The organism is Myroides sp. C1519 (assembly GCF_038039755.1).
GTDB lineage: Bacteria > Bacteroidota > Bacteroidia > Flavobacteriales > Flavobacteriaceae > Flavobacterium > Flavobacterium phaeum_A.
Window position 1 is genome coordinate 112990 of record NZ_JBBPHM010000005.1, and the last position, 22790, is coordinate 135779.

At 33.7% G+C, this 22790-nt stretch carries 23 protein-coding genes; 14 read left to right on the forward strand and 9 right to left on the reverse strand.

Translation table 11 applies throughout. The features are described from left to right. Positions 1-6: 6 nt before the first annotated feature. The 5 genes from AABL81_RS04835 (at position 7) to AABL81_RS04855 (ending at position 2638) form a co-directional block, all read left to right on the forward strand. Positions 7-591, forward strand: a complete 585-nt coding sequence (locus AABL81_RS04835) for a hypothetical protein (RefSeq protein ID WP_341340470.1) — start codon at positions 7-9, stop codon at positions 589-591. A gap of 6 nt (positions 592-597) precedes the next feature. Beyond that, the gene (locus AABL81_RS04840; protein ID WP_341340471.1) at positions 598-1512 is read left to right on the forward strand and encodes an alpha/beta hydrolase; all 915 of its coding nucleotides are present in this window, start codon (positions 598-600) and stop codon (positions 1510-1512) included. Between the two features lie 4 nt (positions 1513-1516). Next, positions 1517-1942, forward strand: coding sequence for a DUF3784 domain-containing protein (locus AABL81_RS04845; protein ID WP_158210292.1), 426 nt, complete (start codon positions 1517-1519; stop codon positions 1940-1942). A 6-nt stretch (positions 1943-1948) separates the two neighbouring features. Next, entirely contained in the window at positions 1949-2293 is a 345-nt protein-coding gene (locus tag AABL81_RS04850; RefSeq protein ID WP_158210291.1) for an SdpI family protein, read from the forward strand. A gap of 87 nt (positions 2294-2380) precedes the next feature. Then, positions 2381-2638, forward strand: coding sequence for a type II toxin-antitoxin system ParD family antitoxin (locus AABL81_RS04855; protein ID WP_158210290.1), 258 nt, complete (start codon positions 2381-2383; stop codon positions 2636-2638). Between the two features lie 29 nt (positions 2639-2667). Here AABL81_RS04855 and AABL81_RS04860 read toward each other — a convergent pair whose 3' ends face one another. Then, entirely contained in the window at positions 2668-4866 is a 2199-nt protein-coding gene (locus AABL81_RS04860) for a B12-binding domain-containing radical SAM protein (RefSeq protein ID WP_341340472.1), read from the reverse strand. A 121-nt stretch (positions 4867-4987) separates the two neighbouring features. On the opposite strand from AABL81_RS04860, the gene bshC reads away from it, so the two are divergent. The 9 genes from bshC (at position 4988) to AABL81_RS04905 (ending at position 13727) form a co-directional block, all read left to right on the forward strand. Further along, a complete protein-coding gene (gene bshC / locus AABL81_RS04865) occupies positions 4988-6577 on the forward strand; it encodes a bacillithiol biosynthesis cysteine-adding enzyme BshC (RefSeq protein WP_341340473.1) in 1590 nt (529 codons plus the stop codon). A gap of 98 nt (positions 6578-6675) precedes the next feature. Beyond that, a complete protein-coding gene (locus AABL81_RS04870; protein ID WP_341340474.1) occupies positions 6676-7332 on the forward strand; it encodes a hypothetical protein in 657 nt (218 codons plus the stop codon). A gap of 91 nt (positions 7333-7423) precedes the next feature. After that, positions 7424-8296: an SDR family oxidoreductase gene (locus tag AABL81_RS04875; protein WP_176770742.1), complete on the forward strand. Its 873-nt coding sequence runs from the start codon at positions 7424-7426 to the stop codon at positions 8294-8296. A gap of 172 nt (positions 8297-8468) precedes the next feature. Further along, a complete protein-coding gene (locus AABL81_RS04880; protein ID WP_090409132.1) occupies positions 8469-9233 on the forward strand; it encodes a ParA family protein in 765 nt (254 codons plus the stop codon). Positions 9234-9260: 27 nt separating this feature from the next. Continuing rightward, entirely contained in the window at positions 9261-10166 is a 906-nt protein-coding gene (locus AABL81_RS04885) for a ParB/RepB/Spo0J family partition protein (protein WP_158210286.1), read from the forward strand. Continuing rightward, positions 10166-10747: a DUF5683 domain-containing protein gene (locus tag AABL81_RS04890; protein ID WP_158210285.1), complete on the forward strand. Its 582-nt coding sequence runs from the start codon at positions 10166-10168 to the stop codon at positions 10745-10747. The genes AABL81_RS04885 and AABL81_RS04890 overlap by 1 nt, the downstream gene beginning before the upstream one ends. Positions 10748-10759: 12 nt before the next feature. Continuing rightward, positions 10760-11464, forward strand: a complete 705-nt coding sequence (dapB, locus tag AABL81_RS04895) for a 4-hydroxy-tetrahydrodipicolinate reductase (RefSeq protein WP_158210284.1) — start codon at positions 10760-10762, stop codon at positions 11462-11464. A 35-nt stretch (positions 11465-11499) separates the two neighbouring features. Then, positions 11500-13092, forward strand: a complete 1593-nt coding sequence (gene lepB / locus AABL81_RS04900; protein WP_158210283.1) for a signal peptidase I — start codon at positions 11500-11502, stop codon at positions 13090-13092. Positions 13093-13100: 8 nt separating this feature from the next. Further along, a complete protein-coding gene (locus tag AABL81_RS04905) occupies positions 13101-13727 on the forward strand; it encodes a WbqC family protein (protein WP_158210282.1) in 627 nt (208 codons plus the stop codon). A gap of 251 nt (positions 13728-13978) precedes the next feature. On the opposite strand, the gene AABL81_RS04910 is transcribed toward AABL81_RS04905, so the two are convergent. The 8 genes from AABL81_RS04910 to AABL81_RS04945 all read right to left on the reverse strand — a co-directional run bounded on the left by AABL81_RS04910 (position 13979) and on the right by AABL81_RS04945 (position 22738). Then, positions 13979-14674, reverse strand: a complete 696-nt coding sequence (locus AABL81_RS04910) for a sulfite exporter TauE/SafE family protein (RefSeq protein ID WP_158210281.1) — start codon at positions 14672-14674, stop codon at positions 13979-13981. Between the two features lie 7 nt (positions 14675-14681). Continuing rightward, complete coding sequence (locus AABL81_RS04915) at positions 14682-15131, reverse strand: FixH family protein (protein WP_158210280.1); 450 nt, start codon at positions 15129-15131, stop codon at positions 14682-14684. Between the two features lie 17 nt (positions 15132-15148). Beyond that, positions 15149-16570, reverse strand: a complete 1422-nt coding sequence (ccoG, locus tag AABL81_RS04920) for a cytochrome c oxidase accessory protein CcoG (RefSeq protein ID WP_158210279.1) — start codon at positions 16568-16570, stop codon at positions 15149-15151. Positions 16571-16673: 103 nt separating this feature from the next. Beyond that, entirely contained in the window at positions 16674-17648 is a 975-nt protein-coding gene (locus tag AABL81_RS04925; protein ID WP_341340476.1) for a cbb3-type cytochrome c oxidase N-terminal domain-containing protein, read from the reverse strand. A gap of 2 nt (positions 17649-17650) precedes the next feature. Continuing rightward, positions 17651-17851, reverse strand: a complete 201-nt coding sequence (locus AABL81_RS04930; protein WP_090409163.1) for a CcoQ/FixQ family Cbb3-type cytochrome c oxidase assembly chaperone — start codon at positions 17849-17851, stop codon at positions 17651-17653. 19 nt (positions 17852-17870) lie between these two features. Next, entirely contained in the window at positions 17871-20054 is a 2184-nt protein-coding gene (gene ccoN, locus AABL81_RS04935; RefSeq protein ID WP_158210277.1) for a cytochrome-c oxidase, cbb3-type subunit I, read from the reverse strand. A 6-nt stretch (positions 20055-20060) separates the two neighbouring features. Further along, positions 20061-20270 carry a cbb3-type cytochrome oxidase assembly protein CcoS gene (ccoS, locus tag AABL81_RS04940; RefSeq protein ID WP_158210276.1) on the reverse strand — a complete coding sequence of 70 codons (210 nt, stop codon included), beginning with the start codon at positions 20268-20270 and terminating at the stop codon, positions 20061-20063. Positions 20271-20347: 77 nt separating this feature from the next. Beyond that, positions 20348-22738, reverse strand: coding sequence for a heavy metal translocating P-type ATPase (locus AABL81_RS04945; RefSeq protein WP_341340477.1), 2391 nt, complete (start codon positions 22736-22738; stop codon positions 20348-20350). Positions 22739-22790: the final 52 nt, after the last annotated feature.

Here is a 22790-nt window from a genome sequence, read left to right on the forward strand (position 1 = left end):
AACCTTATGACTATCAAATCACTATTTAAACCGTTTGATTATGTACAAGAGAAGAAATTACTCTTTATCGGAATTGGAGTTGCAATTCTAAGTTGTATCCTACAGACTTTCACTATGTCAAGAGGAATTGCTATTTTGAAAATGGCAACAATTATGAAGGCTCCTACTATCTTTCAAACATTAGCAGACAATATCATTTCAACGCTATTGATGACTATTACCTTATTTGTTTTTGGAAAATTTATCAATTCTAAGACACGATTCATTGATATTGTTAATGTAGTACTGATTTCACGTATGATCATGTATGTCTTGATTTTCTTTGATATTGATGGTAAATCAAGTAAAATGGCAACATTCTTAATCGAAAATGCAAACGACCAAGAGGCTATTATTGAAAATTTAGCTGAATTAGCTCCTCTTTTTATTATGGGGATAGTTTCTATTTTAGCGCTAATTGCCTTTTCCTACTATATATATCAAGGCTTTAAAACAGCAACACATATGAAAAAAGCAGGACACATTATTTTATTTATCTTGATTATTTTAATCACTGATACGCTAACACGACTTGTAACAACACTATACTAACCAACTATGAAAAAACTACTACACACACTTATCTTGTGTTTAGCAATTGCTCCTGCTTTTGCCCAAACACAAACCATCGATATTGATGCAGAATTACAAGGCGATTTATACAAAGCAAAATCAGAAAGCAAGCAGTTAGCTATTATCATTGCTGGTTCTGGACCTACTGATCGAAATGGAAATAGCCTCCCTTCTTTGAATGCTAATTCCTACAAACTATTAGCTGAGGGGTTACAACAAGAGGGCATTAATGTCTTTACTTTTGACAAACGCATTATCACTAAATTGAAGAACAATACCATTAAAGACTATACACACGACTTTGACGAAAATGTAAAAGACGTGAACCTCATCATTGCTCATTTTAAAAATCAATACCCTTCTATCACTTTAATCGGACATAGTGAAGGTGCGTTGATGGCAAATCTGGCTACTATTCAAAATAAAGAAGTAACACATTTTGTTTCTCTACAAGGTGCGGGAGAGTCGATAGACCAAATAATGGATTGGCAATTGATAAAACAAATGCCTTTTTTTGAAACACAGATTAAAGCGATTCACGCACAACTGAAAAGTGGTAAACCCGCTACTGATATTCCGCCAATGCTACAAGGATTGTATAATCCAGGCAATCAAGCGTATTTAATTTCGTGGATGAAATACAATCCGACAGAAGAAATTAAAAAAGTAAATGTACCTGTACTTATTGTTCAAGGAGATAAAGATTTGCAAGTGGTTACTGAACAAGGTGAATACCTTAAAAAAGCGTTACCAACAGCTACTTTAACAACCATAAAAGGGATGAATCACGTATTGAAAACAGTAGAAAAAGACGAAGAAAACTTAGCTACTTACAGCAAACCATTGCTACCGTTACACAAAGAGATTGTACCACTTATTGCTAACTTTATTAAACAGTAAATAGATGATTCCGTTTATAGTTACCGCAGCAATATTATTTGCACTTAGCTTCATTTTAACTGTTGATAATGCCGACGGATTATTATCTGGTTATAATACGTTATCAGATGAGCGAAAAGCAAAGTATGATATACATAAAATTGTTCCATTTATCAATAAACTGCTAAGAATTTCTGCTCTGCTTATTTTGTTAGGAGGGGCACTTTCCTTTATTCTAAATAATGGTATTATTGGATTAATCGCTCTTATCTATATTCCAGTTATTATAATAATAGGAGGCGGAATTTACAGTAGATTCAAACACACGACTGACCCATTTCGTCTGTATGAAAAAATCTTATATACAGCAATTATTGCTTTAATGATTTATCTAACTGTCACTATTCAATGGAGTGAAGTAACCTTAGAATCATTAACAACAGCTAATTAAATACGTATGATTATTTTAATAATAACATCTGTTATTTTTATTCTGTTAGGACTTATTTGTCCACAAATTAAAACGATAAATGGTTTTATAGGTTATAAAACTTATCGTGCTATGAAAAACCAACGCAATTGGGAGTTTGCACAAAAATATAGTGGTAAACTAATGCTTTATTTTGGTGCTACCTCAGCTATTTATACTGTCTTAGCCTATCTATTTCCTTTTATAAACATTGGCGAGAGTTTGTATTTTATAGTACTCACACTTTATATAGCATTCCTTATTTACAAAACAGAAACTGCTTTAAAAAAGATAGAACAAGAAGTCAGAAAACATAACACAACAAACAACTGATATACAATTATTTATATTAAATTTATTAAAATAAATAGTTGATATTCCTCTCAATACAATTACATTTGTAACATAGTTAATTTCAATATGGAAAAAAGTACTCAAATAATATTAGGAGACTATTTTGATAACTTTATCAATGTACAAATTCAAAGAGGAAAATATTCTTCTGTAAATGAAGTTGTAAAAGCAGCTATGGAATTATTTGAACAAACAGAAAGCAAAAGGGAATTATTAGACACTGCCTTAGAAAAAGGTATACAATCTGGCTTTGTAAATGATTTTAATGAGATTAAATTCTTAAAAGACCTCAATCAAAGATATACAGAAAAAGCCGCTATATAGCGGCTTTTTTTATATCATTCAATCTCTATTTATAACACTAATAAAGCCATATCTCTCAAGGCTTGTGCTGGTTTTGAATACCAGAATGGTTCAAAGTCTTCATTGGTAAACTCCTCAAAACTCTTCTTCATTTCTTGATATGTCATCGTTTGTGATGCTTTTTCTTTTAGCTGTTCAACAAACTGTACAAACCAATCTCCTACTACTCTATCAACATCTACTGTTACTGTTTCTTTCTTAGTGTAAAAAATCAACTGTGCCATTTCAAATACTCTACCCTTCTTCTTTTTCTCGAAATATTCAACAAAAGGAAAAGTTCCCAACCAACATACTTTTTGATTTGGTTTAAACACAGGCAACGGCTCGTTATTCAAACAACTAAATATATAATCTGGCTGAATACTTGTACGGGGTACTTTGAAGTCAAACCACTCGTTTAATGGCCAGTCAAAACACATACCGTGCATATAGTTAAACAGCGATTTCTTTAATCCAAATGAAAACTTATCGTGTATAGCGCCACTCATTTCTTCGTGTGGTACATCGTTATTTGCAAAACTTCCTTCTTCTTGCAAAAGACTGTTTACTTTGTATTTTTCAGGATTCATACCCACTGGCGAGTGGGCTGTCATTGCAAATTGATGCCAGAAACCAGACTGCATTACCCCAGCTTCAAATAGCTGACGTACCATCTCTAAACTGTCTATCGTTTCTTGAGCTGTTTGCGTTGGGAAACCATACATCAAATACGCGTGAACTAACACACCAGCTTCTGTAAAGTTTCTATTCACACGAGCTACTTGTTCTACTGTTACTCCTTTGTCAATTAATTTCAACAAACGGTCTGAGGCAACTTCTAATCCCCCTGAAACAGCAATACAACCTGATGCCTTTAGCAATAAACACAAATCACGCGTAAAGCTCTTTTCAAAGCGAATATTTGTCCACCACGTTACGGTTAACTTTCTACGCAAGATTTCTAAAGCAACTTCACGCATTAAAGCTGGTGGTGCTGCTTCGTCTACAAAGTGAAAACCTGTTTCCCCTGTTTGCTCAATCAGCGTTTGCATTCTATCAACAATCTGCTTGGCTGCAATAGGCTCGTACACCTTGATATAGTCTAAACTAATATCACAGAAAGTACATTTACCCCAATAACAACCGTGTGCCATTGTTAGTTTATTCCATCGCCCATCACTCCACATTCGGTGCATTGGATTGACAATTTCAATAACTGATATATATTCCGTCAATGGTAAATCTGAATAATCAGGTGTTCCCACTTCCGATTGTTTATAGTCGCGTTTCAATGGATTGTTGATATAAACCACCTCATTGTCTTTGGCAACTAACGTACGCTTTAATTCCTCTTGTGCAATCTTCCCTTCTACATATAAAATCAAGTTCTCCAAAGGAGCCTCACCATCGTCTAAAGTAATGAAATCGAAAAACTCAAATACCCTTACGTCTTTTAACGAACGTAGTTCTGTATTTGGAAAACCACCGCCCATAGTAATCTTGATGTGAGGATGGTGTTTTTTAATCCACTGTGCACAGCGAAAACTACTGTATAAATTTCCTGGGAAAGGCACTGAAAACCCGACAATCTTAGGATTAGACTTATCGATTATTTTAGACAATAGAGCAACTGTAATTTCGTCGATATACGTCAACGGTTGTTGTAACGCATTATATAGTTCGTCAAAAGAATGAGCAGAACGACCTAATCGTTCAGCATAACGACTAAAACCGAAATTACTATCAACAGTTTCTACAATTAAGTCAGAAATATCTTCTAAATAAAGCGTTGCTAAGTGCTTGGCTTTATCAATAATTCCCATTGTTCCAAACGCCCATTCTAACTCCTCCAACTGCTCAAAACGAGAAGCACGAGGCAAGAAGTCCTCTTGAACAATAGCGTGAGCTAAAGTAGGATTCTTCCCTTGTAAGAAAGCAATAACAGGACCGATTGTAGCAATGTAATCCTCTTCTAACGCTAAGATACGATGGGTATTAGCAGATACTTCTTCTGCGTGTTCGTGAATATAGTCAAACAATTGCTTTAACCCTTCCGTACTAAATAAGGTTAATATAACTTCTATCCCTAAATCCGATTGATAAGCCGATATGTCAAGGGTATTCAAAAATCCTTTGATATAGGCTGTTGCAGGATATGGGGTGTTAAGTTGTGTAAAAGGAGGGGTTATAAAAGTAATTGTTGTATTCACAGTGTTTCCAAATTTGGGCGCAAAGATACTACTATTCAAAATAGGAATAAAATATATTAACCCAACGTTAAAGGATACCCTACCCCGTTTTATTTTTTTAAATTAGCAAAAAATAATAACTATGCCTTTAGATAAAATCACGTTTCAAAACTCGGGCTATTTTTCAAAGTTAATGGTGGACTACCTAAATCAGGTAGATACTTTAAAACCGTTGTACAACAACTTTCCTACTTTGGAGAATTTTGGAAAACAAATAGCTGAGAAACAAAACAATTTTCCTGTTGCAAACAGACAGGTGCTTACTAAGGCGCTATTACAACAATATACTAACGTATCGGCTTCTGATAAAACTATTGCTAATATTCAGTCGTTGGCAAACGAAAACACGTTTACCATTACAACAGGACATCAGCTAAACTTATTTACAGGGCCACTATACTTCTTATATAAAATTATCTCTGTTATTAATTTGACAGAACAATTGAAAAAAGAATACCCTCAAAACAACTTTGTACCTATCTATTGGATGGCAACTGAAGACCACGATTTTGAAGAGATTAATCACTTCATTTTTGACGAAAAAGTCATCTGTTGGAACAAAGAAAGCAAAGGTCCTGTAGGGCGTTTGAGCACAGAGGGATTAGATAAAGTATTTGAAGTGTTTAAAGCTCACGTTGGTGTTGGTGCTAATGCGCAAAAAATAAAAGACTTGTTTGAGTCGGCTTATTTAAAACACAACAATCTTACAGATGCTACTCGCTATTTGGCAAATGAACTTTTTGCTGCTTATGGTTTAGTAATCGTGGATGGAGATGATGTGGAGTTAAAGAAACTTTTTATTCCTTATGTGGAGCAAGAACTGCTAAACCAAAGTGCAATTAAAGAAGTTGAAAAGAGTTTCCCTATTTTAAATGATTACTTGATACAGGTAAATCCGAGAGAGATTAACTTGTTTTACATCTTAGATGATTTGCGCGAGCGAATTGTGTTTGAAAATGATGTCTATAAAGTGAACCACACTCCTATTCAATTTACGAAAGAGGAGTTGTTGGCTGAACTTTATGCACATCCTGAACGCTTTAGTCCTAATGTGATTCTTAGACCTTTATACCAAGAGACTATTCTGCCTAACCTATGTTATATCGGTGGTGGTGGTGAATTGGCTTATTGGTTAGAATTGAAAAAGGTATTTGAACTACACCAAATTACTTTTCCAATGTTATTACTGAGAAACTCAGTATTATTGGCTACGCAAAAGCAAGTGGATAAGATGGATAAATTAAACTTGTCGTGGAGCGATATGTTTATGAAGCAACAACCGTTAATGGATGTAAAAACGAAAGCATATTCTGAGATTGAATTCAACTTTGACCAACAACGCCAAGTGCTAATTGACCAGTTTAAAACGTTAGAAGAAATTGCTGCAAAAACAGATAAATCATTTATTGGTGCTGTGCAGGCGCAATCTAAAAAGCAGTTGAAAGGCTTGGACAACCTTGAAAAGCGATTGATGAAAGCTGAAAAAAGGAGTCATAAAGACCAATTGGAACGCATCGCTATGCTGCAAAATGAGTTGTTTCCAAACAACAGTTTACAAGAGAGAATTGTAAACTTCTCCGTTTATTACAAAGAATACGGTGATGATTTAATCAAAGCGTTGTTTGACAAACAACAACCGTTAGAACAAGATTTTGATATTATTACTTTATAAGATACGAAAAGGCATATTTAATTATATGCCTTTTTTTGTGTAAAAGCTATTGACCAAATTTCCCTATCTTAGTTCACAGAAAAACTAAAAGCGCAATTATGGAATTATCTTCTACTCATAGAATGAATTTACCTAAACCAGCAGAATTGCAAACATTGTGTAAAGCACTGTCTGTATTAGAAGCTATTTTTTCTCCAGAATGGGAATATAGATATTACTCGTATAACAACAAATGGAATGAAGGACAAGAGTTCTTTCAAATGAGAGACGGTGAAGGGAATGAAATGTTGATTCTTTTTACAAAAAACGGGGTTGTAATTAATGGATTTGACCACGAATTATATGATTATGAGGCTAAGTTACCTGCTAAAAGTGAGCTTACTTTAAACTTACCAGTACACTTTAATGAGTTTATTTTTGGAGAACCCGTTGCTTCAATTGGAACTACGTATTGCTTGTGGACAAATGAGCAAGAAGAATGGACCGTTGGAAATATCAAGTACAAAGACGATGGTTCTAATGACCATTTATACATTTTTGACGGAAACCCGATGACCTATATTGATTGGGTATTGTCTTATTACTTTGACGATGAATTAGACAATTTATCGAGTGAAGCTATTGAAAGTGTTTGTAACATTTACAAAGGGGTACCTCTAACAAAAGAAATGGTATTAACTTTAAATAGCGATTTAGAAGATTGGGAGGAACTAAAGTCAGATATTTCAAATATAGGCTACCCTATCACTTTCTAATCGGTTAAAATTAAACCGAGGTAAAGACAAAGATATATGCGTGCATATATCTTTTTTTGTATATTTAACTTTATATCAAAAAACATAAATTATGAGTTTCACAGGAAAGATGCTTCAAGATGGAGCTTTAAACGATAAAGTAATTGTAGTTACAGGAGGAGGAAGTGGCTTAGGAAAGTCTATGACTAAATACTTCTTAGAATTGGGGGCAAAAGTAGCCATCACATCAAGAGATTTAGAGAAACTACAAAATACTGCTAAGGAATTAGAAGAAGAGACAAAAGGTACTTGTTTACCTATCGCTTGTGACGTTCGTCATTATGACCAAGTAGAAAATATGTTACAAACGGTAGTGGATAAATTTGGTAAAGTAGATGTTTTATTAAACAATGCTGCTGGAAACTTCATCTCTCCTACTGAGCGTTTGTCTTCTAACGCTTTTGATACAATTATCGATATTGTATTGAAAGGAACGAAAAACTGTACATTAGCTTTTGGTAAACATTGGATTGAAAAAGGCGAAAAAAACAAGGTGGTTTTAAACATTACAACTACTTATGCTTGGACAGGTTCTGGTTATGTAGTTCCATCGGCAACTGCAAAAGCAGGGGTACTTGCAATGACGCGTAGTTTAGCTGTAGAATGGGCTAAATATGGTATCCGTTCTAACGCTATTGCTCCAGGTCCATTCCCTACAAAAGGAGCTTGGGACAGATTACTTCCTGGTGATTTAAAAGATAAATTTGACGTTACTAAAAAAGTGCCATTGCGCCGTGTTGGAGAACACCAAGAATTGGCAAACTTAGCAGCTTATTTAGTATCTGACTTCTCGTCATACGTTAATGGTGAGGTTATTACGATTGACGGAGGAGAATGGCTACAAGGCGCTGGAGAGTTCAATATGCTTGAAAAAATTCCTTCAGAAATGTGGGATATGCTTGAAGCAATGACTAAAAAGAAATAAATTCAATTTTACATATATTGAATGATAAATAGATGCTATTTAATTTTTAGATAGCATCTATTTTTATAACGTGCTGAATCATAATGAATTTAGCAAAATGTTAATAAATAAGATTTCGTATACCCACAAAAAATCGTATTTTTACCACTTATAAAAATATTCTTTTGGTAAAATGGGTAAAATCATTGCTATTGCTAATCAAAAAGGTGGTGTTGGAAAAACAACTACATCTGTCAATCTTGCAGCTTCTTTAGGAGCACTTGAGAAAAAAGTCTTATTAATAGACGCAGATCCTCAGGCTAATACAACTTCTGGCTTAGGTGTAGATGTAGATGCAGTTGAAATTGGAACGTATGAAATATTAGAGCACAGCTATACTCCAGAAGAGGCTATTGTAGACTGTACAGCACCTAATGTAAGCTTGATTCCAGCGCACATTGATTTAGTTGCGATTGAAATAGAATTGGTTGACAAACCAAATCGTGAGTATATGCTTAAACAAGCATTACAATCTATAAAGGAACAATATGATTATATTATAATCGATTGTGCTCCTTCTTTAGGGCTATTAACTTTAAACGCACTTACAGCTGCGGATTCTGTTATTATTCCAATTCAATGTGAGTATTTTGCATTGGAAGGTTTAGGTAAACTATTAAACACAATTAAAAGTGTTCAAAAAATACACAACGCTAATTTAGACATCGAAGGATTGTTACTGACTATGTATGATTCTCGTTTACGATTGTCTAATCAAGTTGTAGAAGAAGTACAAAAACACTTCAACGATATGGTGTTTGACACTATTATTCAACGAAATGTAAAACTGAGTGAAGCTCCAAGTTTTGGAGAAAGTATCATAAACTATGACGCTACGAGTAGAGGAGCTACCAATTATATAAACTTGGCAGAAGAGGTTATTCGTAAAAATAGTTAATACCCAAAACGATATTTTTAGAGTATTATGGCAAAGGCGATTAAAAAACAAGCTTTAGGACGAGGTCTATCGGCTCTTTTAAAAGATCCTGAAAATGATATCAAGTCGATAGAAGATACTAATGCTGATAAAGTTATTGGAAATATTATTGAATTAGACGTTGATTCTATTGAAATTAACCCTTTTCAACCAAGAACTAATTTCAATGAGGAGTCTCTTAGTGAATTAGCAACAAGTATTCACGAGCTTGGGGTAATTCAACCTATTACTGTTAGAAAAACTAACTATAATAAATATCAATTAATTTCAGGAGAACGCAGATTACGTGCTTCTAAATTAGTTGGTCTTCAAACTATTCCTGCGTATATCCGAATTGCAAACGATAATGAGTCGTTGACTATGGCATTGGTTGAAAACATCCAACGTCACGATTTAGACCCTATCGAAATTGCACTTTCTTATCAACGCTTAATGGACGAAATTGATCTTACACAAGAACAAGTTAGTGAGCGTGTTGGTAAAAAAAGATCAACTATTGCAAATTACTTGAGATTGTTACGCCTTGACCCAATTATTCAAACGGGAATTAGAGATGGTTTCATCACAATGGGACACGGTCGTGCAATTATAAACATTGAGGATCTTGACGCTCAAACAGATATCTACCACAAAATTATTACAGAGAATTTGTCTGTAAGAGAAACGGAAGCTATCGTTAAGAATTATCAATTGTCGCTGAAAGGTATTCTTACTCCTGAAGTGCCAAAAACAACAAACGAATTTAAAATTCCAGAAAACTATACAAGATCTTTTGGTCAGTTTTTCGGAACTAAAGTAGACATAAAGGCTTCTGCTAATGGTAAAGGTAAAATATCTATTCCTTTCCACTCTGAAGAAGATCTAAATCGTATTATCAAACTTTTAGAAAATTAGTGAGAAGTAATCTTTTAATCTTGATGTTTCTCTTCACTGTATTCTGTAACCCCACATTTGCACAGAATAAAAAAGAGAAAAATAAATCTGTTCCTTCAATTAGTAATATTGAAGAAAAACCAATGGATCCATTAGCGCCAGCTCGTGCTGCATTCTTTGCGTCTGTTGTTCCTGGATTAGGACAGATTAACAATGGTAAATACTGGAAATTACCATTGGTTTATGCCGGAATTGGTGTACCTACTTATTTTTGGATTGATAACCAAAGACAATATACTCGCTATAGAAACGAATATAAAAACAGATTACAAGGTATTCACAATGTTGACGATCCTACTTTTGGTGGCTTAGACAACGACCGTTTGTTAGAGGCTCAAAAGTTCTATAGACGTAACCGTGATTTGTCTGTTGTAATCACTGTTGGTTTTTATATTTTAAGTATTGTTGATGCCAATGTTGATGCGCATTTAATGCAGTTTAACGTCAATGAAAACTTGACTATTAAACCTGCTTTTGAATACAATCAGATTGAAACTCCTAATCAATTCCAATACGCTATTAACGTTCAATATCGTTTTTAAAAAAAACTATTTATGAAAATTGCATTATTAGGTTACGGGAAAATGGGTAAAATCATTGAACGTATCGCTATAGAAAGAGGTCATACTATTGTATTAAAAAAACATAGTAATGATGCTTATACAGGACTTGAACAGGCTGATGTTGCTATTGACTTTAGTGTACCAACAGCAGCTGTTGAAAATATTACGACTTGTTTAAATCATCAAGTACCTGTTATTTCGGGTACTACAGGTTGGTTAGAACATTACCAAGAAATGGTTGATTTGTGTCAACAAAAAGAAGGAGCTTTCCTTTATGGTTCTAACTTCAGCGTTGGAGTTAATGTCTTTTTTGAACTAAATAATTATTTGGCAAAAATGATGAGTAACCTAAAGGAATACAATGTATCAATGGAAGAAATTCACCATACTCAAAAGTTGGATGCTCCGAGTGGTACTGCTATTTCGTTAGCTAATGGAATCATAGAAAACTCAGGCTATGAAAAGTGGACTTTAAACGACGCTAAAGCAAATGAGATTCATATTGACGCTATTAGAGAAGATGCTGTTCCTGGAACTCATAGTGTTTTCTACGACTCAGAAATTGACCAAATAGAGATAAAACACACGGCACATAGTCGTGAAGGATTTGCTTTAGGAGCTGTAATTGCTGCAGAGTGGATTCAAAATAAAAAAGGAGTTTTTTCGATGAAGGACGTTCTTAATTTGAAAAAATAATTACCTTCACATCTTACATTAAATAATTATTCGCTATGACAATGACGCAATGGTTTCTATTTTTCCTACTTGTTCAAGTAATTCATTTTCTTGGAACTTGGAAATTATATGTGAAAGCAGGTAGAAAAAGTTGGGAAGCAATAGTACCTGTTTACAATGCAATTGTATTAATGGGTATCATTAACAGACCTAAATGGTGGGTTATCCTACTTTTTATTCCGATTGTAAACTTGATTATGTTCCCAGTAGTATGGGTTGAAATATTGAGAAGTTTTGGTAAAAACAAAGCTATTGACACTGTACTTGGTGTTGTAACTTTAGGCCTTTATATCTTCTATATTAACTATGCTACGGATGCTAAATATGTTGAAAACAGAAGTACAAAAGCAGAAAGTAACTCAGGAGAGACTGTAAGCTCTATCTTGTTTGCTGTTGTTGTTGCTACAATTATACATACGTATGTAATCCAACCATATACAATTCCAACGTCATCATTAGAAAAAACGTTATTAGTAGGTGATTTCTTATTTGTGAGTAAGTTTCACTATGGTGCAAGAACACCTATGACAACAGTAGCTTTACCAATGGTACACGATACTATTCCTGGTACTAAGCTTAACTCATACTTAAAGAAACCTCATTTACCTTATTTTAGATTACCTGGTTTCCAAAAGGTACAACACAATGATATAGTTGTATTCAACTGGCCTACAGATACCGTATATCAGTTTAACGATCCATTACGCCGTCCTGCTGTTGATAAACCTATCGATAAAAAGACGAATTACGTTAAAAGAGCAGTTGGTCTTCCTGGTGAAAACTTATCTATTAAAGATGGAGATGTTTACATCAATGGAGAAAAAATGAAATTGAATGACCGTGCTAAATTACAGTTTACATATACGGTAAAAACAGATGGTTCATCAATCGATTTTAACTCACTTATCAAACGTTTAGATTTACGTGAAGGAGCAAGTTACTACAACAATGACCCTACAACTATTATACTTGGGGCAGTTACTGATGAGGCAGCTGAAGTTCTAAGATCTGTAACTGGTGTGGTTAGTGTTCAAAAAGGACTACCTAAAGATTACCAAGATCAAATCACTCCTATTGTGTCTAAAATGTTGTTCCCTCACAATCAAGTTGGTTGGAACGAAGAAAACTTAGGTCCTATTCATATTCCTGCAGAAGGTGAAACTGTAACATTAACACAAGAGAATTTACCATTCTACCAACGTGCTATTTCAGTATATGAACACAATAAATTGGAGGTTAAAAATGGTCAAATCTATATTAATGACGTAGCTACTGATAAATATACTTTCCAACAAAACTATTACTTTATGATGGGAGATAATAGAAATAGATCTGAAGATAGTAGATATTGGGGGTATGTACCAGAAGACCATATTGTAGGTAAACCTGTATTTGTTTGGATGAGTTTAGATCAAGCTATTCCATGGGGACAAGCAATCGATAAAATCAGATGGGACAGATTGTTTACAACAGTTAATGGTAATGGAAAACAAGTTTCTTACTTCCCTTACTTCTTAGTTATTGTATTTGGTCTTGTAGGTTACAACACTTACAAAAAGAGAAAAGAAAAAAAGAATTCTAAATTTTAATTGATAAAATGAATAACATTCTTATTCATCCTACTTACTTTGCGTCTGTTAGCCATTATGTAGCTATGTTACAAGCTGACAGTGTAATGTTTGAAGTAGAAGATAATTTTCAGAAACAAACGAACAGAAATAGAATGTATATCTATAGTGCTAATGGAATTCAAATGTTGAATATTCCGGTTAAGCACAGCGATGATACACATAAGAAATTTAAAGACACAAGAATCGAGCATGCTTTTGGATGGCAAAAACAGCATTTTAAGAGCTTAGAAGCTGCGTATAGAACTTCTCCTTACTTTGAGTACTTTGAAGACGATATACGTGCTATTTTCGAAGGAAAACATGACTTTATGTTAGACTTAAATCTACAAATACATGAAGTTGTTAATTCTTGTTTAGGTATTTCTATTCCTTTTGAAAAAACAATTGAGTTTGAAAAAGAATTGACTGAAGATATATCTGATTTTAGATCATTAGTTAATGGTAAAAAAGACACTAATTCTTTTGAAAGTTATGTCCAAGTTTTTGATGAGAAACACGGATTCTTAAATAACTTGAGTATTTTGGATTTATTGTTCAACGAAGGAAGACATGCTGTTGATTATTTAAAACGTCAAGAGCTAATTATAAAGTAAAAAAAAAGGTAACTTATATAAGTTACCTTTTTTTTGTATTCTCTTTTCATAGCAATCTTAATACATTTTATCAAAGTACTAAGTCAAACAGATCAATGAATTTAATTTCTTTTCATAGCATTTTAAAAGCACTTTTATCTGTTTGTTATTATTAAGACAACCATGTTGTAGAAAAGTCACTTAAAAAAGTAACTTTTTTTATTTTTTATGGACATAAAAACACAACACACTGACAACAAGCTTTTAACAAACTAACAATTTGCTTCTCCTCTAACAAATAAATTTAAGTTATCAGGAGATATAAATGGAATATCTAATCCCAAACCTCTTAATATAAATAGCATACCAAAAAGGACAATAATCAACGGGTAGTACTTCATTATAGCATTTCTAACCTTCGTAGAGAATAAATCTCTAACATAAACTACCGAACTCATTAACGGAATTGTACCTACACCAAATAATGCCATATAAAGCATACCTAAAACAATATTCTGTGTAGCTAATGCTCCAAAAAGAGCAACGTATACCATTCCGCAAGGTAAAAAGCCATTAAAAAATCCGATCATATATAAAGACTTAATATCTTGCTTTTTAAATTGAGCACCAAGTGCTTTCTTTAATTTACTTGTAAGCTTATAGATCGGCTTTAAAAAGTTTAAACTCCCCAGTTTATTCTGCGGTATCAAAACGAATAAAATCATTAAAACACCAACTACAATTGACATTTGCTGTTGAAGTCCAGCAATGTAAAATCCTTTACCAAAAAGTCCAAAGACAAGTCCTAAAATAGAATATGCAGATATCCTACCTAAGTGATAGGTGAATATCTGCATAGCCTTTTTAGATTGATTGTTCTTAGAAACGGGTAACATCATAGCAATTGGTCCACACATACCAATACAATGTAGACTGCTGACTAACCCAAAAATAAGTGCAGTAATCACGATTAAACTATTTAACTGTTAACTTATTTATGTTTCTATAATCAGAACCCTCATAATTCCATTCGATAGCAATATCCCAACGACCGTCTACCAAATTTGTGTTAGGTATGAGCAAATTGGAAGAAGACAAAGATATAGGAATATCAAAGTCTAATTTCTGGTTAGACGGTCTATATAGGAATATTTTACCGGTAATTTTTTTATAATCAAATTCTTTAGGAAAAGAAACAACAACACCTTCCGATGATACTTCTATTCCAACTGGACGAGATAATTTCAAAGCCGCAACTTCTCTATCGTGTCTTCCATCAACTTCTATTTCTTGTTGATAATAGTTCTCAGTAACCAACTCATTATCAAATTTCGGATTAACTTGAACTCTTATAACATACTGTAATATAAACACCATGAATAATCCCATAGCAATTACAATTCCTGTTCCAAAATTAAATTTCATACCTAACAAATTTTAAATTAATCTAATGTTCTTGGTCCAAGGAAGTTTGTTGAAGTTGTTTGTATCAATTTATCACCATCATACACCTCAATTTTAACTTTAGTACGGTGGCTTTCTAATAAATATTGAGGTACTTCAATAAACATTGTTCCTTCTGCATAACCTTCTTTTTCTACTTTAATAATAGGTTTCCCTACCAAAATAATCTCTCCTTGCTCAGGCTCTTTAAGTTTAAAACTAATGTCTTCAAAATCGCGCATTGTTTTATTAACAACCTTAAATGTATAAACATTACTTAGGTTCTCACCTTTATGTTCATATGTTTGCCCTGCAACACGTAAAACAGTTGCTTCAACATCTGTTCTTAAGAATAATAATCCTACTAAAATGAAAGATAAAATTCCTAAAACAGCTGTATATCCTTTCTGTCTTGGAGTAAACTTAAACTTCTTATTCTCTGTAATTTCTTCTTCTGAAGCGTAACGGATTAAACCTTTTGGCAACCCTACACTCTCCATCATATGATCACATTCATCAATACAAGCAGTACAGTTTGTACATTCTAATTGAGTACCATTACGAATATCGATACCTGTTGGACAAACATTTACACATTGCTTACAATCGATACAATCACCAATTCCAGCTGCTTGACGATCAACGTCTTTTCTAAACTTAGCACGACCATTTTCTCCTTCTCCTCTTACGTGGTCATAAGCTACAATGATAGATTTATTATCTAATAAAACTCCCTGTAAACGACCATAAGGACAAGCAATTACACATACTTGTTCTCTAAACCAAGTAAATACAAAGTAAAATACTGTCGTAAATATTAATAATCCAATAAATCTTCCAACGTGGTTAGCTGGCCCTTCTTTCATCATTTGTATTACAGCGTCTGATCCGATGATATACGCTAAAAATACATTCGCAATTGAAAATGAAATCAAGAAGAAAATAAACCATTTAGTTAAACGTTTTCTAATTTTCTCACCATTCCAAGGTTGTTTATCTAACCTCATTTGAGCACCTCTATCCCCGTCAATCCAGTATTCGATACGTCTAAAAACCATTTCCATAAAAATAGTCTGTGGGCATATCCAACCGCAGAAAATACGTCCAAAAGAAACTGTAAATAAAGTAACAAAAACAACACCAATGATTAATGATATTACCACTAAATAAAAATCTTGTGGCCAAAAAGGAAAACCAAAAATGTTGAACTTTCTATCTATTACATTAAATAATAAAAACTGATTCCCATTCAATTTAATAAATGGAGCCGCAAATAGAAAAGCGATTAATAAATAACTAACTATTTTACGTTTATTGTAAAAAGGTCCTGAAGGTTTTTTAGGGTGAAGAAAAACTCTTTTCCCATCTTTACCAATAGTACCTATGGAGTCACGGAAACTCTCATCTTTTTCTGTAGCCATAGTATTGTGTTTTAAAAAAAGGCTGAGCGAGTTACCTCTACTCAGCCTTTTATATTTTATTGTAGTTTAAATCTGCTCAAAAAGAACATTTATTCTCTACTGACTATTCAGCCGAAACTTCAGTATTGTCGCTTGAAGCTTCTGTATTTTCTTCAGCAGGAGCTGCATCTGCTTCTCCTCCTTCAGTTGCTAAATCAGCCTTAGACCAAATGATATCACCTTCTGCTGCTTTTGCTTCAGCCGGAGTAGTACCATTTAGAGAAATCACATAAGATGATATTTTTTCAATTTCAGATGGTTTGAAGTTTGTTTTCCAAGGCACCATCCCTTTTCCAGGACGACCTCCTTCAGAAATAGTGTTGAACACATTTTTCATACCTCCACCTAAAATCCAATGATCATCTGTTAAGTTAGGTCCAATTGCTCCTCCACCATCTGCTTTGTGACACATTGCACAGTTTGTATCGAAAAGCTGTTTACCAGCAGCCAATACAGCAGGATCGTCAGAGAATACAGCTTGATCTGCAGTTAGCATATCTGGAGCTGTTTTCTTGTATTCTTCTACTTGCTCTTTAGCAGCGATCATTTCTTTTTCGTATTCTACAACTTGACTATCTCCGTCAAATACGTGGAATCTTAATAAGTAAATCACAGCGAAAATGAACGTTACGTAGAATAATCCAACCCACCAAGGTGGTAAATCATTATCTAACTCTTTAATTCCGTCATAATCATGATCCATCATGATATCACTTTCTTCATGGATTTCTTTTGTGTTAGTTAATTTCTTCATTAACCTCTTAACCCATGGAGACTCAGCAAAAGGAAGACTCTCTTCTTTAGCTTTTGCAGCTCTTTCTTCTGGCGTCATTAAACGATCCAGAATCTTATTTGTTGCCGATGCTACAATTTCTACAGCAATCAAAGCAAATAAGAACAAACCTAATAAGATTAGAACAACTGGATGTTCCATAAATGCAGGCTTGTCACTTTCTCCCCCTATTATCCATTCTATTGCGAAAAAGAAAATCGCGAATAAAAGAGGTACTCTAACATATACTGGAAAAAACTTCTTCATAATTAATTTGAATTAGGATCAACATTTTGCTCTTCATCATCCATGAATGGCATATTGCTTAATTCTTCAATTGTATCTTTTTTATAGGTAGCAACCCATATAAAAAGTCCAACAAAGAAAGTAAAGAAAATGAGTAGCGAAATAATTGGGAAGATTTCAATCCCTCCAATCGTTTCCATATTATGTTTAATGAACTTTAGCATATTGATTCACTTTTTTATATTATTCTTCTACTCTTTCTTTAATATCTGTACCTAAACGTTGTAAGTAAGCAATTACTGCTACAATTTCACGCTCGCTCATTGGAACAAACTCTTCTCCTTTTGCTTCAGCACGTTTTTTACTATCCTCATATGATTTAACATAATCTGGATCTCCTTCTAAATTAAGTGCAATTCCTTCTGCTTGCGCTTTAATAGAAGCTCTTGCATTAGCAATATCTTCATCTGTATAAGGAACACCTAATGTTCTCATTACGCTCATTTTCTTCTCAATGTCAGAATAATCTTTTGCTTTGTTAGCAAATAACCATTTATAACCTGGCATAATAGAGTTTGGAGATGTTGATTGTGGGTCAAACATGTGATTATAATGCCAGCTATCAGAATATTTACCTCCAACACGCATTAAATCTGGACCTGTTCTCTTAGACCCCCATAAGAATGGGTGATCATAAACATACTCTCCTGATTTTGAATACTCACCGTATCTTTCAACTTCAGAACGGAAAGGACGAATCTGTTGAGAGTGACATCCAACACAACCTTCTCTAATATATAAGTCACGACCTTCTAACTCTAATGGAGTATACGGTTTAACACTTGTAATAGTTGGAATATTCGACTTAACGAAGATTGTTGGTATAATCTGAACCATACCTCCAATTAAAATAGCAATTGTAGTTAAAATAGTAAACTGAATTGGTCTTCTTTCTAACCATACGTGCCATCCTTCTCCTTTTAATCTTCCCGCAGAAATTCTTGTTAATGCAGGTGCTTCAGCTAATTCATCTTCTACTGGTTGACCAGCTTTAACTGTTTTGTAGATGTTGTAAATTAATACAAGTACCCCAGCTAAGTATAATGTTCCTCCAATTGCACGCATCGCATACATTGGCATAATAGCAGTAACAGTTTCTAAGAAGTTACCATATTTTAATGTACCATCTGGATTAAAGTCTTTCCACATTAAGTGTTGAGAGAAACCTGCAACATACAATGGAATCACATATAAAATAATACCTAAAGTACCAATCCAGAAGTGGAAGTTAGCTAATGCTTTAGAATATAAATCTGTTTTTACCATTCTTGGGATTAACCAATAAACCATACCGAATGTCATAAATCCATTCCAAGCTAATGCACCAACGTGTACGTGAGCTACGATCCAGTCAGTAAAGTGAGCAATAGCGTTTACGTTTTTCAATGATAACATTGGTCCTTCAAACGTAGCCATACCGTATCCAGTAATACCTACAACGAAGAATTTTAAAACAGGATCTACTCTTACTTTATCCCATACTCCACGAAGCGTTAACAAACCGTTAATCATACCTCCCCAAGATGGAGCAATCAACATAACAGAGAATACTACTCCTAAGTTTTGTGCCCATTCAGGTAAAGCTGAATACAATAAGTGGTGAGGTCCCGCCCAGATGTATAAGAAAATTAATGACCAGAAGTGAATAATAGAAAGTCTATAAGAATAAACTGGTCTATTAGCAGCTTTTGGTAAGTAGTAATACATTAACCCTAAGAACGGTGTAGTTAAGAAGAACGCAACCGCGTTATGCCCATACCACCATTGAACTAATGCATCTTGTACCCCAGCATAAACTGAGTAAGATTTGAAAGCACTCACTGGTAACTCTAATGAGTTAAAGATGTGAAGTACTGCCACCGTAACGAATGTAGCTAAGTAGAACCAAATAGCAACATAAATATGACGCTCTCTTCTCTTGATGATTGTCATAATCATATTAATACCAAATGTTACCCAAATAATTGCAATTGCAATGTCAATTGGCCATTCTAACTCGGCATACTCTTTTGATGTTGTGAACCCTAATGGCAAAGTAATTACTGCACCTATTAAGATTAATTGCCATCCGTAAAAGTGAAGATTACTTAAAAAATCACTGTACATTCTGGCTTTACATAACCTTTGTAAAGAGTAATAAATACCGCCAAAAATAGCGTTACCAACGAATGCGAAAATTACCGCATTTGTGTGTAGAGGACGTAATCTCCCGAAACTTAAGAACGATATTCCATCGGTTAAGTTAGGAAATATAAACATCACTGCTAACAGTAACCCTACTAGCATCCCTACTGCTCCAAAAAATATCGAAGCGTAAAGAAATTTCTTTACAATTTTGTTGTCATAATAAAATTGTTGCACTTCCATAGTTGTTTATATTTGATTTTCTTTTTGATTTTTATTGTTAGTCTTTTTTTCTTTCGAATCTTTTGAGGTGATTTTTACTTCATCGTCAAACAACATACGTACCGATGGAGTATACGAGTCATCAAACTGTCCACTCTTAACGGACTTGATGAACAAGTATAGAAAGATACCAGCGACAACAACGCTGATACTGATTAAGAAATAAATAACACTCATACCTTTTATTTACGTTACAAAATTAACATATACCCTTTCTCTAAAATATGATAAGTATCATATTCTAAATCTTTCTATCATCCTTTTCGTATATTTTTCTTAGCCATATAATTACTTAAAATTGTTACGAAACTTATGATAGATATTGTACTTATAGGCATTAAGATTGCAGCCACCAATGGCGACATCTTATTCATAATTGATACTGAGATACCTATGACATTATATGTTAACGCTAAGGTATAACTTAATTTGATAATTTTAACAGAATTCTTTGAGTATTTTAAGAATGATGCCAAACTTCCAAACATTTTAGCATCTAATATTCCATCGCTCGCAGGTGTAAAAACATTGACATTTTCAGACACAGAAACCCCTACATTACTCTGAGCCAATGCTCCAGCATCATTAAGACCATCTCCTACCATCATTACATTGCCTCCTGACTCCTGCAATTTCTTAACAAATTCCAGTTTTTCTTCTGGCTTTTGATTAAATACTAATTGTGTTCCTTTAGGCAACATTTCTTTCAAAATCGCAGCTTCACCATCATTATCTCCAGACAAAATAGCTAATTTATAACCACTTAGATCTAATTCTGAGAATAATTCACTTAGCCCATCACGATAATGATTGGCAAAAATAAACTTCCCTTTATACTCGTCATTTATCTTAATATGGACAGCTGTTTCATTTAACACTTTCTCTTTTTGCTCTCCTAATAACATTGGAGAACCGATTAAATACTTCTGTCCATTTACGATTCCAATCAACCCTTTTCCAGCGATCTCTTCAAAGAACTCTGGCTTCACAACTACTTTTGTTGTCAAGAAATTATATAATTTTCTACTTAATGGGTGATTCGATGCACGAATTATATTTCTAATATCACTTTGTTCTTGTAACGATAAATCGCTACCGATATATTTAACTGCTGATGATGCATTCGTTGTAATTGTTCCTGTTTTATCAAATACAAGCGTATTTACCTTAGCCATTTGCTCTACAACAGTAACGTTCTTTAAGTAAAACTTCTTTCTACCATAAATACGAATGGCATTCCCTAATGTAAATGGTGCTGTTAATGCTAATGCACAAGGACAAGCAACAATTAAAATTGCTGTAAAAACATTAAATGCTGCATTCAAGTCTACAAAAGACCAACCGATAAAAGCTAAAATGGAAATTGTTAGTAAAACAGGCGTAAAATAATGACTTATTGTATCCGTAATTGTCTTGTATTTCATATCCACTTTCTTCTGAAACACATCATTACTCCACAATTGCGTCAAATAACTTTGTGACACTGTATTGATTGCTTCTATCTCCACAACATCACCTACTTGCTTTCCTCCTGCAAATAGTTTATCTCCTGATTTCTTTTCAACCGGAATTGCCTCTCCGGTTACAAAACTATAATCTATAAAAGCACTGCCTGAAATTAAAATCGAATCCACAGGAATCAACTCCTGATTTCTTATCAACAACCTATCTCCTTTGACAACATCGTACACTTGAACAGGTTCTTCTATATCACCTTCACTTAATTTTGTAATGGCAATCGGGAAATACGATTTATAATCGCGTTCAAAAGATAAAAAGTTATAGGTACGTTGTTGAAATAGTTTCCCTAACAGCATAAAGAAGACCAACATAGTCATACTGTCAAAAAAACCAGGTCCTAAATCAAATACAATATCAATTGTACTACGTAAAAACATTACAATAATTCCCAAAGCCATTGGAATATCAATTGTATAGTTTTTTGTTTTAATACCTTTCCACGCCGCTACATAATAGGGAGATGCCGAATAAAGAAAAACCGGCATAGATAAAATTAGAATTAACCATCTAAAAAAGTCTTTATACTGACGCATCCAAATATCATCAATATTAAAGTACTCAGGAAACGATAACATCATCACATTTCCAAAACTAAAAAAGGCAATACCTATCTTATACATCAAGCTTCTGTCTACAGCTTGAGGTTTTTCTTCATAGTTTTTTAAACTGATATATGGCTCGTATCCTATCTTGTTTAGCAACAAGACAATCTCTTTTAAAGTAACCTTATCTGAATTAAATGTAATCGTTGCTTTTTTCTCTGGAAAATTAACCAATACACGTAATACACCATCATTCAAGCGGTGTAAATTCTCTAATATCCAAATACAAGAACTACAATGTATGTGAGGAATGTAAAGCGACACAATATTAGTACTACCTTCATTAAATTCAAGTAGTTTATTAATGATATCTCCCTTATCTAAAAAGTCATATTTACCATTAGCATCTTCTGGAGTTGCCCCAGGAGTAAGCTCCATATCATAATAACACCCTAAATCATTTTCGCTAAAAATCTCGTAAACTGTTTTGCAACCATTGCAACAAAACTCCTTCTCATCAAATTCAATGCGGTTGAATGTGTTAACTTCATTACCACAATGAAAACACGTCTTCTTATCCATAATAAATGCTCAAAATACCTTTAACAAAGGTCTACGTTTAATAAAGCAGAAT